A 13,508-nucleotide genomic window follows, 5' to 3' on the forward strand; every position below is an offset into this window, starting at 1 on the left:
GTTGCCCTCCTGGATCAGGTCCAGGAAGGCCATCCCGCGGCCGGTGTAGCGCTTGGCCAGCGATACGACCAGGCGAAGGTTCGCCTCCAAGAGGTGGTTCTTGGCCTTGGTGCCGTCGTAGGCGACTTCGCGCAGCGCGCGACGCTGGGCCATCGGCACCTTCTCGCCGGTGGCGTGCAGGCGGGTCATCAGTTCCGCCGAGTAGAGGCCGGCTTCGATCCGCTTGGCCAGGGCCACCTCCTCCTCGGCGTTGAGTAGCGCAACTTTGCCGATCTGCTTGAGGTAGGCGCGCACCGAGTCGGCCGACGCGGTGAGTTCGGCATCCTTGCGTGCTTGGCGCAGGGCCTCGGACTCCTCCTCGTCCCAGACGAAGTCGCCCGGCGACTTGGTTTCCTCGTCCTTCGCGTCATCCTTCTTGTCCGCTTCGGAGGTGGTGTCGGCTGCGGCGATATCGGTGTCGACGTCATTCAGGTCGACGTCAGACTCGTCGATGTCGTCGATCGAATCCGGGCCGGACTCCAACTCGGCCTCGTCGGTTGCCTCTGGTGGCTTCACGGCGGCAGCCTTCTTGGCGGCGGCCTTCTTGGCCGGTGCCTTCTTAACCGCGGCCCGCTTTGCCGGTGCCTTCTTGGCGGCGGCTTTTTTTGCCGGTGCCTTTTTGGCCGGCGCGGCCTTTGCGGCCGGAGTCGCCCCGTCGGCGGAGGTCTCGTCAGCCGCAGTCGTGACCGTTGTCGCCTTCCGTACCGTCTTGGATGCAGCGGCGGTCAGCTTCTTTGCCGTGCTCGCCGCCTTGCTGGCCGCAGTCGTCTTCTCGGGGGCGGACGTGCGCGCGGTGGTCTTGGGGGCAGCCACGGACAACCTTTCGAACTCGCAACGGGGTGGCGTCGCGGCGCCGGGGGCCGCTACCGGATTCGGCAAACGGACCGCGGTGGAGCGACGCGAGATGGGTCTGGGTGGTTGGGAGACAATCGATCGATCCTCGCAACGCGTTCCATTGTAACGAAACACTCAGCATTGAGCGGTAACCACCAGGTCAATACGCCCGACTCACGGTCGTAAACCCGCCTCGGCCGCCATCGCGGCACCGACGATCCCGGCGGTGTTGCGCAGCGTGGCGCGTACCGTCGGGGTGGAGTTGGTCAGAAGCGGAATCCACTTGTGTGCCTTGCGGCTGATACCGCCGCCGAGAATGAACAGCTTGGGCGAGAACAACTTCTCGTATTCCTGCAGAACCCGGGACAGGTGACGGGCCCACTGCTCATAGGACCAGTCGTTGTCCTCTTTGGCGCGGGCTGATGCCTGCGCCTCGGCAATCGATTTCCCGACCTGCACGTGCCCGAGTTCGGCGTTCGGCAGGAGGCCCCCGGAGAACAGGATGGCCGAGCCGATCCCGGTCCCCAGGGTCAACATGATGACCACCCCGTCGACGTCGTCGGCGTTGCCGCCGTACTTCGCCTCAGCCAGCCCGGCGGCGTCGGCGTCGTTGAGCACGGTGAGCCCCGAGGCGGTGAAGTAGGTGCCGAGCAATGCGTAGGGATCGGTACCGATCCAGGCCTTGTCGATATTTGCCGCGGTACGGACGACGCCGTCGACGACGACGGCCGGCAGCGTCACGCCGACCCGGCCGGTCCAGTGGAAGTGCGCGACGATCTGGGCGACGGTCGCCGCCACCGCATCGGGCGAGGCCGGCTTCGGCGTCTTGATCTTGAACCGGTCGCCGACCAGCGTGCCGGTCGTCAAGTCGACGATGCCGCCCTTCACGCCGGATCCGCCCACGTCGATGCCGAATCCATATCGCGGGTCGTCGGCGTGCACGGCGAGCTGTTCGGGGGTGGCGACGGGGGAATCGGCGGTGTCGGCAGCGGACATCGGATCGGCCTCATTTCGCGTGCGTCGTGGTTGGGCGGCGACGTCCTCAGGCTATCGGGGACAATGGTGCGGTGACGACTTCTCGCGCAAACCTCCCGCCCATTCGCGCCGGACTGCCGGCCGAACTCGTCGAGGTGGCGATCGCCGTCGCTACGCGGGCCGCAGCGCATGTGCGGAGTCGCCGGCCGGAACTCTTCGGGGCGGCGGCACCGGCCGATGGCCGGGCGGTTCGCACCAAATCGGCACCGACCGATCCGGTCACCGTCGCCGACACCGAGTCCGAGGAGTTGATCCGCGCCGAGCTGGCCCGGCTTCGACCCGGTGATGACATCCTCGGCGAGGAGGGTGGCGGCGCGCGCGACGTCCCATCTGGGATCCGGTGGGTGGTCGACCCCATCGACGGCACGGTGAACTTCCTCTACGGCATTCCCGCCTATGCGGTTTCGATCGCCGCACAGCTCGACGGGCGGTCGATCGCCGGGGCGGTCGTCGATGTCGCGCGCGGGGTGACGTACCACGCCATGGCCGGCGGCGGTGCGTTCCGCACGGACTCCACCGGCACCTCGGTGTTGTCGACGAGTGCGGCCTCCGACCCGGCGCTGGCTCTGGTGGCCACCGGGTTCGCGTATTCCCCGGACCGCCGCCGGCAGCAGGCGCGAATACTTTGCGAGCTTCTCCCTCGGGTACGCGACATCCGGCGGATCGGCGCGGCCGCCCTCGACCTGTGCCTCGTCGCCGAGGGGGCCGTCGACGCACACTACGAGCACGGGCTCTCACCGTGGGACTGGGCGGCGGGCGCTCTCATCGCCGCCGAGGCCGGGGCCGTGGTGGTTACGCCGCCGGCCCGGTCCCGGGCCGATGCCGGCGACGTGACGGTCGCGATTGCGCCCGGGCTGGCCGGGCCGCTGCGCGCTCTCCTCGCCGAGTGTGGCGCGCTCGAGCCGCTGCCGCTCGACTAGCTCTCACGCCGGCGTCAAGTGATCAGTACGCGACCAGGGTGATCAGCAGGTGTTTGCGTGGACCGCCCGGAGGAGGGCCGGATCCACGCCGGTCTTCGGATTGCGGGGATCGGCCGAGCGCAAGGCCTCCAAGGCCGCCTGGGCGTCGGCCGACTGTTCGGTTCCGGTGAAATATTCGCCGAGGGCCAGGTCGACATCGGTGCCGGCGCGTCCGTCCATCACCAGCTGCGCGCACGGAACCGCGAGCCACAGGGCCGCCGCGCTGGCCTTTCCCGCCTCGCCGAAACGGATCTGGCCGACGCAGTTGAGGTCACGGTTCGGGTAGAGGGCGTCATCGCCGACCGCGTTGTCCTGGACCGGGGCGAACCCCTGGTTCGCCAGCTCATCGGACACCGACTGTGCCTTCCCGCGCTGGTTGGAGGCGTTGAGCACTCGTACCCCGAAGGTGGCGAGTGCCGCCGGAGCAACGTCGAGCATCTCGTCGCGGTTCATCGCGGTTAGTTTCGGCGCCGGGCCGGGCCGGGCCGGGCCGCCATGGGGCGCCGGTGACGGGTTGCCCACCGCCGACGACGGCTGGTTGCAATCGACTGGGACGCGCGGGGCGTCTCCGCCGGTGAGTGCGATCGCCCAGACAAGCGTGCCGAACGCGGCGAGGATCGCCGTGGCGATGATCGCGGGGGTGGGGACGCGTCGGCGAAACTGGCGGCCGTTGTGATCCTTGGAGTAGCCGTTGGTGATTGAGGCGACCACGCGTCCACCCTTCCTGCTCGACGTTGCCCGACCCGGTGCCGCCGCGGCTGCGGGGATGTGGTCTGCGAATCACTGTAGCCGGGTGCCGGGGGTGGCACGTGGATGCCGCACGGAGGCGGAGGCAGTTGACTTCACTGTGTGGATGCGCTAAATTGCGGCTGCCTCGAACGGCTGCGTACCGACCTGGTCACCGATTGACGTGATGCATCTCACATCCCGAACCGGGTTGGGCCGGCAACAAATCCGGGCGGCGCGACGTTGGAAGCGACACCGGGCAACCGTCCCGCGCGACCAGCGGTCGGGTGCGGGCGACGGGCAACCGAGACAGAGATACGAAGGCGTGTAGCCGCAGGAAAAGGCAGGGGAGAGGGGCCAGGACATGGCAACCGATTACGACGCACCACGACGGACAGAGTCCGACGACATCAGCGAAGACTCACTGGAGGAATTGAAGGCTCGGCGCAGTGAAGCGCAGGCGGCTTCAGTCGACGTTGACGAGACCGAGACCGCCGAATCATTTGAGTTGCCCGGCGCAGACCTGTCCGGGGAAGAACTCTCGGTCCGAGTTGTTCCCAAGCAGGCAGACGAGTTCACCTGTACCCGGTGCTTCCTGGTGTACCACCGCAGCCGGCTCGCCCGCGAGAAGGGCACCGAGCGGATCTGCGTCGACTGCGCCTGATCGACGGCCACCGCTGCCGATCGGTCGGCTAGGCCAGTTCGGTACTGGTCCCCGCTGAGTGGGGCCGCGTCCGCTTGCGGCGCAGCAACACCTTGCGCGACCCGTCCGGGTAGAGTCGAGTCCGTTTCAGCTCCCACCCCCCGAACTCGGCCTGGATAGCCAGGCGCATCGTTGCGCTGACCCGCGTTACCTCTGGCGGCAGGCGCAGCAGCAGGGCCTCCACGTCGTCGGCCTGCGCCTCGATCCCCCAGTCGGGCGGCAGAGGGCGAGCTCGATTCCCCGGCGTCCGATCTGACCGGTCCGCCGCGGGGCTCGGGCTATCGGCTAACACGCTGGAGTCCTTCGCCGACCGCCGACAGCGCATAGACGGCACCCGACTCGGCATCGACGACAAGCGAGTTCGGTTGCCGGACAGCTGCGAACCTGGCGCGCTCGCGGGGCTCGCCGGACGACAAGTCGAAGGCGACGACGCGGTTGGCCGCCGTTTCCGAGACCCACAGCAGGTTGCGCCGGGTGTCATAGGCGAGGCCGTAAGGGCCGTCTCCGACCGGGAAGCGGAACCGCATGATCAGTGGATTGCCGTAGAAGCCGAGTAGTTGCCCGTCGCGCGGATTGGCGACCAGGAACCGTCCGAACGAGTCGCCGATCAGGGTGGTTGCGCCGTTTCCGGCGCGCAGCGCGGCACCTCGTTCACGGCTGTTGGGATCGACGGTGGTGACCAGCGACTGCGCCCGGTCCAGCACGACGATCTGGCGCTGGGAGTCCCGCGAGGCGACGGCGACGGCGTCGATCCGGACGAAGCCGCCGACATCGGTCTGCTGTGCCAGCGACGAGTCGAGGATCAACAGGTGGCCGTGCTCGGTCCCGACGAACACGGCCGTGCCCTCGACCGCGACCGCCAGGCCGGGGCGTTTCAATCCGACCACCTGCGTGGCGCCGGTGGGGGCGATACGGACCACCGATGTCGGGCCGACCGCGATGAAACCGTCGCCGTCAGCGGCGATGGCGCGCAGTTGGGGGGTGGCCGCCACCACTGGTGGCCGGTGCAGGTCGGCGGCGTCGAACAGTGCGACCGATCGACCGTCGCGGGCGATCGCGGCGAGCGTTCGGCCGGGTCCGGGTGCCAGCGCCAACGCGGTGCCCAAGCCGGGCGCAGGGACGACGGTACCCTCGGGCGCCATGCTGACCGGTGGGCCGGGCAACGCCGTCTGCGGCGTGACCGTCGGCACGTCGGGCCGACCGTGTTCGTCTTTGGCACCGCAGCCCGCCAGTCCGACGGTGAGCGCGACAGCAGTCACGATGGCGGCAAGGGCGGGGGAGCGCAGCGGCATGCGCACCATACTGCCAGCAGCCCAATGGGCGGCATCGGGTGCGAGTGGGTCGGGTGTGGGTAGGATGGCCCGTCGTGGTTGAGATGACATGGTTGCAGACGATCGTGCTGAGCGTCGTGCAGGGACTGACCGAGTTCCTCCCGATCTCCTCGTCGGGCCATCTACGGATCGTTTCCGAGCTCTTCTTCGGCGACGACGCGGGCGCGTCGTTCACCGCGGTCTCCCAGCTGGGCACCGAGGCGGCAGTCCTGGTCTTCTTCGGCAAGGACATCATCCGAATCATCGCGGCCTGGTTCCGTGGCCTGCGCAGCCCACAGGACCGCGGGCCCGACTTCCGCGTCGGCTGGGCGGTCATCGTGGCCACGATCCCGATCGGCGTCATCGGATTCGTCTTCGCCGACGAGGTGCGCACGGCTGCACGCAACCTGTGGATCACCGCGGTCGTCTTGATCCTCTTCTCCGGCGTGTTCTGGCTCGCCGAGCGCTATGGCACCCAACAGCGGAGTCTGGAGAGCGTCACGATGCGAGATGCGGTCGTGATGGGCCTGGCGCAGTGCCTGGCGCTGATCCCGGGCGTCTCGCGGTCGGGCGCCTCGGCCAGCGCGGGACTGTTCGTCGGCCTCACGCGCGAATCGGCGTTTCGGTTGTCGTTCTTGCTGGCCATCCCGGCAGTCACCGCGTCGGGGCTGTTCAGCCTGCCCGACGCGTTCGAGCCTGCCGGCAAGGGTCTCGCGGCGAGCGGGCCCCAATTGATCGTGTCGGTGGCCATTGCATTCGTTGTCGGCTATGCCGCGATCGCCTGGCTGCTGAAGTTCGTCGCGCATCACTCGATGAACTGGTTCGGCGCCTACCGGGTGGCATTGGGATTGCTCCTCATCGCGCTGCTCGCGACGGGCACCATCGCCGCCCAATAGTGGGCCGGATGCGCCATCGGCAGAAGTCCCGGCCCGTCTGGATGCCCGGTGCGCCCGTACGCTGACATACATGGCGGTCATCCTGATGCGACACGGTCGCTCCACGGCGAACACCGACTTGGTGCTCGCCGGGCGGACGCCCGGGGTTGCGCTCGACGAGGTCGGGCGCGCGCAGGCGGCGGAGCTCGCCCAGCGCCTCGGTGAGCGTGCGGCCGACGTCGTCGCCGTTGCGCGGTCCCCGCTCCAGCGGTGCGCCGAGACGGTCGCACCCTTGGTCGCCGCGCTCACCGGGGTGCCCGAGATCGTGGTGGATGCGCTCGCCGAGGTCGACTACGGCGATTGGACCAATCGGCCGCTCGCCGAACTGGCCAAGGAGCCGCTGTGGAAGACCGTGCAGCGCCAGCCGTCGGCCGCCGTCTTCCCGGGCGGGGAGGCGATGGCGGCGATGGCGGCCCGCGCCGTCGCCGCGGTGCGCGAACTCGACGCGCGGTTTGCCGGCGACGACGGGGCGAACCTGTGGGTGGCATGCACGCACGGCGACGTCATCAAAGCCGTCATCGCCGATGCCATGGGGCTGCACCTCGACGGCTTTCAGCGCATCGTGGTCGAGCCGGCGTCGCTCTCGGTGATTCGCTATCACCCGCGCCAGACCGTCGTGCACACCGTGAACAACACCGCGCGATTGTCACTGCCGGTGTCCGGTGCGGCGCTGACCGGCGCGGCAGTGGGCGGTGCGACGGGGGCTGGGAGTCACTGATGCCGCGTGCCATCCACGTGTTCCGCACACCCGACCGCTTCATCTCGGGCACAGTCGGGGAGCCGGGCGACCGCACGTTCTATGTGCAGGCCGTCCACGCGAGCCGGGTGGTCTCCGTCCTGGTTGAGAAGCAACAGGTGGCGATCCTCGCCGATCGCATCGATGCGCTTCTCGACGAGGTGGCCCGGCGGTTCGGCACGCCCATCCCGCCGGCGACCGGGGCGGTCGACGACGTCGGCCCGCTCGTTACCCCGGTCGATGCCGAGTTCCGCGTCGGCACGATGGGGCTGGGTTGGGATGCCAACGAGAATTCGGTGGTCGTCGAATTGCTCGCGGCCACCGATGAGTCCCTAGATGAGAGCATCGTGCTCGACGATCGTGATGACGGCCCGGATGCGCTGCGCGTATTCCTGACCACCGATGAGGCGCGGAGCTTCGCGGCCCGGGCCGAGGCGATCGTTTCGGCCGGCCGGGCGGTATGTCCGCTGTGCGCGGAGCCGCTCGACCCGCAGGGGCACCTGTGCGTGCGCACCAACGGTTACAAACGTGAGCCCCTGTCGCTGGAGCCCTACGACTTCGACGGCGATGGTGGCGCCGGCGACGATCCGGGCTAGCCGATGAGCGAGACTACCGACGACGGCGTGGCCGGCGCCCTGGCCGATGGGGAGCTGACGATCCTCGGCCGCATCCCGCATGCGAGCAACGTCACCCTCGTGGCCACGGTGCGCGCGGCGGACGGGGCGCAGGTCCGCTGCGTCTACAAACCGGTCAGCGGGGAGGCGCCGTTATGGGACTTCCCGGACGGCACACTTGCGGGGCGGGAGGTGGCTGCTCGCCTGGTGTGCGCCGATCTTGGGTGGGAAACGGTGCCGGACACGGTGTTTCGCCAGGACGGGCCACTCGGTGCGGGCATGGTCCAGCGATGGGTCGACATCGTCGACCAGGCGGACGCGCCGTCGCCGGAGCTGGTGGACCTGTGCGGCCCGGACTCGGTGGTGGCGGGCTACCTGCCGGTGGTTACGGGATTCGACGGTCGCGGCGACGAGGTGGTCCTGGTCCACGCGGATGACCCGCGGCTGCAGCGCATGGCGGTGCTCGACATCCTGCTCAACAACGCCGATCGCAAGGGCGGTCACATCCTGGCCGGCGCGGACGGGGTGGTGTACGGCATCGACCATGGGATCTGCCTGCACCGGGAGGATAAGCTGCGAACCGTGCTCTGGGGCTGGGCGGGCGCCGAGATCCCGGGCGGGCTCGTCGTGGATGTCGATGCCTTCGCCACCCGGCTGACCGAGGTCGACGGCGAACTCGTCGCCGGACTGGGCGAACTGGTCGCCCCGGACGAGATCATCGCGCTGCTGGCCCGGGCGCGGCGACTCGTCGACGACCCGGTGCTACCGGCGCCGCCCGCGCACCGGCCGATCCCCTGGCCGCCATTCTGAGCCCGTCGCGGCCGGCCCACCGTTCCGAGGGCGCCCGATTCGACTCCGGTTGGGGCACCTAAGCTGGCGGCATGCAGTCGTGGTCTTCGCCGGTCGTTCCCGAACTCGTCGGCGGACCGCCCGCCCTCCGCCTGTACGACACCTCGGCCCGTCAGGTGCTGCCCGTCGCGCCCGGCCCGGTGGCGACGATGTACGTGTGCGGCATCACGCCGTACGACGCGACCCACCTCGGCCATGCTGCCACGTACGTCACCTTCGACCTCATCAACCGGCTGCTGCGCGACGCCGGGCATGACGTCCACTATGTGCAGAACGTCACCGATGTCGACGACCCACTGTTCGAGCGCGCCGAGCGCGACGGGGTGGACTGGCGCGATCTGGGCGCGCGCGAGACAGCATTGTTCCGCGACGACATGACCGGCCTCCGGGTGCTGCCGCCCGCGCAGTACGTGGGCGCGATTGAATCGGTCGACGAGGTCGTCGAAATGGTTGGGAGCCTGCTGGCGACGGGTGCGGCCTACATCGTCGACGATGCCGAATATCCCGACGTCTACCACCGGATTGATGCGACCGAGCAGTTCGGCTACGAATCCGGGTACGACCGTCCGGCGATGGAACAGTTCTTCGCCGAGCGCGGTGGCGATCCCGACCGCCCCGGGAAGCGGGACCGTCTCGACGCCTTGCTCTGGCGGGCCCGGCGCGATGGCGAACCGTCCTGGCCGGCGCCGTTCGGGGCCGGTCGGCCGGGCTGGCACGTCGAGTGCTCGGCGATTGCGCTGAACCGGCTCGGAGTGGGATTCGACATTCAGGGCGGCGGCACCGACCTGATCTTCCCGCACCACGAGTACTCCGCCGCCCACGGGGAGGCATTGACCGGTGCGCGACGGTTCGCCCGGCACTATGTACACGCCGGAATGGTGGGTCTCGACGGCGAAAAGATGTCGAAGAGCCTGGGCAATCTGGTCTTCGTGCACAAGTTGAGGGAGTCCGGTGTCGACCCCGGTGCGGTCCGCCTGGCGCTGGCCACCGAGCACTACCGTGCCGACCGCATGTGGACCGACGCGGTGCTGACCGAGGGGGTGCACCGGCTGGGCCGCTGGCGCGCCGCGGTGGCGCGGGGCACCGGTCCGGCCGCCGCGCCGGTCATCGACCGCGTTCGTGCGCATCTGGCCGACGACCTCGACACCCCCAGGGCTCTTGCCGCCGTCGACGGCTGGGTCGCCGACGCCGCACTCGGCCTGGGCAACGACAGTGCCGCAGCGCAGGATATGGCGACCGCGGTCGACGCACTCCTCGGCGTCGACCTGCGCTAAAGTCCCCAACGTGGCACAGGAGAAGCAGATCCCGTCCGACACCGTCGACGGTGTGTGGACGGTCGTGACCCGAACCTCGACCTATCTCCTGGACTTCGGCGAGATGACGCTGCTGCGCGCCCCCGGCGTCGGCGGCAGTGGTGGCGGGGCCTGGGAGGTCAGCGAGTTGCGTCGCGATTCCGAGGACATCCCGCTCCTCGGCGTCAAGGTGTGCGAGGTGGGGTCGTCGGCGCAGTTCTGGGTGCGCGCCATCGAGGATCCGGACGTGCGCACGTGGCGCATCACCACGCCGGTCGTCTCGATCGAGCGAATCGGCTGATCGACGGACCGGCCCTCAGCCGGACCCGGTGTCGCGTCGACGCAAGTAGCGCTCGAAGTCTGCGGCGAGCTGTTCGCCGTCGATTTCTCGAAGCGCATCGGGATCGGTGGATGTCGCGTCGTCATTGACCTCGAGTTGCCGGATGTAGGCCGACATCTCTTCGTCGTCCGCGGTCATCTCATCAACCGTCTCTTCCCAGGCGGTGACCCGCGTCGGCAGCTGATCCATCGGAATCTCCAGGTCGAGAATCTCCTCGAGCCTGCGCAACAGCGCCAGTGTCGCCTTCGGATTGGGCGACGAGGAGATGTAGTGGGGAACCGCGGCCCACAACGACACCGACGGGATGCCATCGGTGACCAGGCGGTCCTGCAGGACACTGGTGATGCCGGCAGGTCCCTGATACTGCGACTCGGTCAGCCGATAGCGCTTGGCCGCTTCACTGCTGTATGCCGAACCGGTGACCGGCACCGGGCGCGTGTGGGCTGTGTCGGCCATCAGTGAACCGAGCATTACGGCCGACGTGACGCCGGCGGCCTGCGCGATGCCGGCGATCTCGGCGACGAACGCGCGCCAGCGGAAGTTCGGCTCGACGCCGCGAACCAGTAGCAGGTCGTGGTCGGCGCCAGGTGGGGAGCAGTACGAGAACGTGGTCGTCGGCCACTCCATGTGGCGGTTTACGCCGTCGATCAAGCGCACGGTCGGACGGTTCACCTGGAAGTCGTAGTAGTCGTCCGGGACCATTTCGCGGACCTGCTCGGCGTTCCAGAACAACTCCAAGTGCTCGATCGACGTGGTCGCCGCCTCGCCGGCATCGTTCCAGCCCTCGAACGCGGCCACCAGCACGGGATCGCGCAATTCGGACAGGGGTTTGGGGTGGTCGGCGGTCATGGACCAAGCCTACGGCTGAACGCCGCGGGCGGGCGAATACTCTGGAGGACATGAATTCCGCGTCGCCTGCTGCCCTGAACTATGACTCGACGCTGCTGTCGGCCATGTCGCGGCGGGTATTGATCGGTGACGGCGCGATGGGAACGATGCTGCAGGACGCGGAGTTGACCCTCGATGACTTCCTGGGTCTCGAAGGCTGCAACGAGATTCTGAACGAGACCCGGCCCGACGTTCTCGCCGGGATCCACCGGGCGTACTTCGAGGCCGGTGCCGACCTGGTCGAGACGAACACCTTCGGTTGCAACCAATCAAATCTCGGCGACTACGACATCGCCGACCGCATCACCGATCTGGCCTACCGGGGAACGGCGATCGCGCGGGGCGTCGCCGATGAGATGGGGCGTTCGGCCGACGGCACGGAGCGCTTCGTGGTCGGGTCGATGGGGCCCGGTACCAAACTGCCCAGCCTGGGGCACACCACTTTCGCCGAGTTGCGCAGCGCCTATCAGAAGTGCGCCGTCGGGATGCTCGACGGCGGCGCCGACGGCATCCTCATCGAAACCGCGCAGGATCTGCTTCAGGTCAAGGCCGCCGTCGTCGGATCGCGGCGGGCGATGGCCGACCGGGGCCGCCATCTCCCCATCCTGGTGCACGTCACCGTGGAGACCACCGGCACCATGCTGCTGGGATCGGAAATCGGTGCGGCACTCACCGCCCTCGAGCCGCTGGGTATCGACGTCATCGGGCTGAACTGCGCAACCGGTCCCGCCGAGATGAGTGAACACCTGCGCTATCTCTCCCGGCACGCGCGCATCCCGGTCTCGGTGATGCCCAACGCGGGGCTGCCGATTCTCGGCCCAAACGGGGCGGAGTACCCGCTGACCGCGCCCGAGTTGGCCGTCGCGCTGACCGGCTTCGTCACCGACTATGGACTGTCGATGGTCGGCGGCTGCTGCGGAACCACGCCCGAACACATCCGGCAAGTCGCCGAGGCCGTCGCGCAGGTGCCGCGCGCGCCGCGGGACCCGGAGCATGAATCGGCCACCTCCTCGCTGTACACGTCGGTGCCGTTCAACCAGGACGCCAGCTTCTTGGTGATCGGGGAGCGGACCAATTCCAACGGCTCCAAAGGCTTCCGCGACGCGATGATCGCGCAGGACTACCAGCACTGCCTCGACGTCGCCAAGGAGCAGACCCGAGACGGCGCACACATGCTCGACCTCAACGTCGACTATGTCGGGCGTGACGGAGCGCTGGACATGGCGGCCCTCGCGACGCGGTTCGCGACATCGTCGACGCTGCCAATGATGATCGACTCGACCGAGCCGGAGGTGATCCGCGCCGGACTCGAAGCGCTCGGCGGACGCAGTGCCGTCAACTCGGTGAACTTCGAAGACGGGGACGGGCCCGGCTCCCGGTATCAGCGGATCATGGAACTCGTCGTGGAGCACGGCGCCGCCGTCGTCGCGCTGACCATCGACGAGCAGGGGCAGGCGCGCACCGCCGACCACAAGGTCGCCATCGCCGAGCGGCTGATCACCGATCTGTCGTCGAACTGGGGGCTGGCCGAAGAGGACATCATCGTCGATGCCTTGACGTTCCCCATCTCCACCGGTCAGGAGGAGGTGCGCCGCGACGGCATCGAGACGATCGAGGCGATTCGCCGGCTGAAGGCGGCGCATCCGGCGCTCCACTTCACCCTGGGTATCTCGAACATCTCGTTCGGCCTGAACCCCGCCGCCCGGCAGGTACTGAACTCGGCATTCCTGCACGAGTGCGTGCAGGCCGGTTTGGATACCGCGATTGTGCACGCGTCGAAGATCCTGCCGATGGCCCGGATCCCCGACGAGCAGCGTGAGACCGCACTGGACCTCGTCTACGACCGTCGTCGCGACGGATATGATCCGCTGCAGCGGCTGATGGAACTCTTCGAAGGGGTCTCCGCGGCGTCGGCGCGGGAGAGTCGTGCGGCCGAGTTGGCGGCGCTGCCGCTGTTCGAACGGCTCGAGCGGCGCATCATCGACGGGGAGCGGGCGGGACTAGAGCCTGATCTCGACGAGGCGATGACGCAGGTGCCGCCGCTGAAGATCATCAACGAGACGCTGCTGAACGGGATGAAGACCGTCGGCGAGCTATTCGGGTCGGGGCAGATGCAACTGCCTTTCGTGCTGCAATCGGCCGAAGTGATGAAGGCTGCGGTTGCCTACCTGGAACCGCACATGGAGGCGACCGACGATAGCGGTAAGGGCCGCATCGTGCTGGCGACGGTGAAGGGCGACGTCCACGA

At 68.5% G+C, this 13,508-nt stretch carries 15 protein-coding genes; 9 read left to right on the forward strand and 6 right to left on the reverse strand.

The features are described from left to right. Positions 1-768, reverse strand: a 768-nt coding sequence (locus tag B4M62_RS06550) for a sigma-70 factor domain-containing protein (protein ID WP_290706194.1), incomplete at its 3' end; no start/stop codon positions are given. Positions 769-1,047: 279 nt separating this feature from the next. Beyond that, a complete protein-coding gene (ppgK, locus tag B4M62_RS06555; RefSeq protein ID WP_290706175.1) occupies positions 1,048-1,869 on the reverse strand; it encodes a polyphosphate--glucose phosphotransferase in 822 nt (273 codons plus the stop codon). 71 nt (positions 1,870-1,940) lie between these two features. Here ppgK and B4M62_RS06560 point away from each other — a divergent pair, with 71 nt between their 5' ends. Continuing rightward, the gene (locus B4M62_RS06560; protein ID WP_290706176.1) at positions 1,941-2,828 is read left to right on the forward strand and encodes an inositol monophosphatase family protein; all 888 of its coding nucleotides are present in this window, start codon (positions 1,941-1,943) and stop codon (positions 2,826-2,828) included. 42 nt (positions 2,829-2,870) lie between these two features. Here the strand turns inward: B4M62_RS06560 and cei are convergent, their stop codons facing one another. After that, a complete protein-coding gene (cei, locus tag B4M62_RS06565) occupies positions 2,871-3,578 on the reverse strand; it encodes an envelope integrity protein Cei (RefSeq protein WP_290706177.1) in 708 nt (235 codons plus the stop codon). Positions 3,579-3,957: 379 nt separating this feature from the next. Between cei and B4M62_RS06570 the strand changes: the two genes are divergently transcribed. Then, complete coding sequence (locus B4M62_RS06570) at positions 3,958-4,257, forward strand: DUF4193 domain-containing protein (RefSeq protein WP_290706178.1); 300 nt, start codon at positions 3,958-3,960, stop codon at positions 4,255-4,257. A 28-nt stretch (positions 4,258-4,285) separates the two neighbouring features. On the opposite strand, the gene B4M62_RS06575 is transcribed toward B4M62_RS06570, so the two are convergent. Continuing rightward, positions 4,286-4,519: a DUF5703 family protein gene (locus B4M62_RS06575; RefSeq protein WP_290706195.1), complete on the reverse strand. Its 234-nt coding sequence runs from the start codon at positions 4,517-4,519 to the stop codon at positions 4,286-4,288. Positions 4,520-4,574: 55 nt separating this feature from the next. Beyond that, a complete protein-coding gene (locus B4M62_RS06580; RefSeq protein WP_290706179.1) occupies positions 4,575-5,588 on the reverse strand; it encodes a YncE family protein in 1,014 nt (337 codons plus the stop codon). 83 nt (positions 5,589-5,671) lie between these two features. Here B4M62_RS06580 and B4M62_RS06585 point away from each other — a divergent pair, with 83 nt between their 5' ends. The 6 genes from B4M62_RS06585 (at position 5,672) to B4M62_RS06610 (ending at position 10,333) form a co-directional block, all read left to right on the forward strand. After that, positions 5,672-6,502 carry an undecaprenyl-diphosphate phosphatase gene (locus tag B4M62_RS06585; protein WP_290706196.1) on the forward strand — a complete coding sequence of 277 codons (831 nt, stop codon included), beginning with the start codon at positions 5,672-5,674 and terminating at the stop codon, positions 6,500-6,502. Between the two features lie 70 nt (positions 6,503-6,572). Next, entirely contained in the window at positions 6,573-7,259 is a 687-nt protein-coding gene (locus tag B4M62_RS06590) for an MSMEG_4193 family putative phosphomutase (protein WP_290706180.1), read from the forward strand. Beyond that, positions 7,259-7,873, forward strand: a complete 615-nt coding sequence (locus B4M62_RS06595; protein ID WP_290706181.1) for a DUF3090 domain-containing protein — start codon at positions 7,259-7,261, stop codon at positions 7,871-7,873. Before B4M62_RS06590 ends, B4M62_RS06595 begins: the two co-directional genes overlap by 1 nt. A gap of 3 nt (positions 7,874-7,876) precedes the next feature. Next, on the forward strand, positions 7,877-8,701 hold the full coding sequence (locus B4M62_RS06600) for an SCO1664 family protein (protein WP_290706182.1): 825 nt from the start codon (positions 7,877-7,879) through the stop codon (positions 8,699-8,701). Positions 8,702-8,772: 71 nt separating this feature from the next. Then, positions 8,773-10,014, forward strand: coding sequence for a cysteine--1-D-myo-inosityl 2-amino-2-deoxy-alpha-D-glucopyranoside ligase (mshC, locus tag B4M62_RS06605; protein ID WP_290706183.1), 1,242 nt, complete (start codon positions 8,773-8,775; stop codon positions 10,012-10,014). Between the two features lie 10 nt (positions 10,015-10,024). Beyond that, positions 10,025-10,333, forward strand: coding sequence for a hypothetical protein (locus tag B4M62_RS06610; RefSeq protein WP_290706184.1), 309 nt, complete (start codon positions 10,025-10,027; stop codon positions 10,331-10,333). 15 nt (positions 10,334-10,348) lie between these two features. On the opposite strand, the gene B4M62_RS06615 is transcribed toward B4M62_RS06610, so the two are convergent. After that, positions 10,349-11,221: a PAC2 family protein gene (locus B4M62_RS06615; protein WP_290706185.1), complete on the reverse strand. Its 873-nt coding sequence runs from the start codon at positions 11,219-11,221 to the stop codon at positions 10,349-10,351. A 50-nt stretch (positions 11,222-11,271) separates the two neighbouring features. Here B4M62_RS06615 and metH point away from each other — a divergent pair. After that, positions 11,272-13,508: methionine synthase (gene metH, locus B4M62_RS06620; protein ID WP_290706186.1), on the forward strand; the 2,237-nt coding region annotated here is incomplete at its 3' end.

Source organism: Gordonia sp. UBA5067 (assembly GCF_002414845.1).
Lineage (GTDB): Bacteria > Actinomycetota > Actinomycetes > Mycobacteriales > Mycobacteriaceae > Gordonia > Gordonia defluvii.

What these genes read in the sequence shown, in the direction of transcription:
- ppgK (WP_290706175.1), bottom strand. Translation starts at nt 1,869, where the DNA reads ATGTCCGCTGCCGACACCGCCGATTCCCCCGTCGCCACCCCCGAACAG.
- B4M62_RS06570 (WP_290706178.1), top strand. Translation starts at nt 3,958, where the DNA reads ATGGCAACCGATTACGACGCACCACGACGGACAGAGTCCGACGACATC.
- B4M62_RS06580 (WP_290706179.1), bottom strand. Translation starts at nt 5,588, where the DNA reads ATGCCGCTGCGCTCCCCCGCCCTTGCCGCCATCGTGACTGCTGTCGCG.
- B4M62_RS06585 (WP_290706196.1), top strand. Translation starts at nt 5,672, where the DNA reads ATGACATGGTTGCAGACGATCGTGCTGAGCGTCGTGCAGGGACTGACC.
- B4M62_RS06590 (WP_290706180.1), top strand. Translation starts at nt 6,573, where the DNA reads ATGGCGGTCATCCTGATGCGACACGGTCGCTCCACGGCGAACACCGAC.
- B4M62_RS06595 (WP_290706181.1), top strand. Translation starts at nt 7,259, where the DNA reads ATGCCGCGTGCCATCCACGTGTTCCGCACACCCGACCGCTTCATCTCG.
- B4M62_RS06600 (WP_290706182.1), top strand. Translation starts at nt 7,877, where the DNA reads ATGAGCGAGACTACCGACGACGGCGTGGCCGGCGCCCTGGCCGATGGG.
- mshC (WP_290706183.1), top strand. Translation starts at nt 8,773, where the DNA reads ATGCAGTCGTGGTCTTCGCCGGTCGTTCCCGAACTCGTCGGCGGACCG.
- B4M62_RS06615 (WP_290706185.1), bottom strand. Translation starts at nt 11,221, where the DNA reads ATGACCGCCGACCACCCCAAACCCCTGTCCGAATTGCGCGATCCCGTG.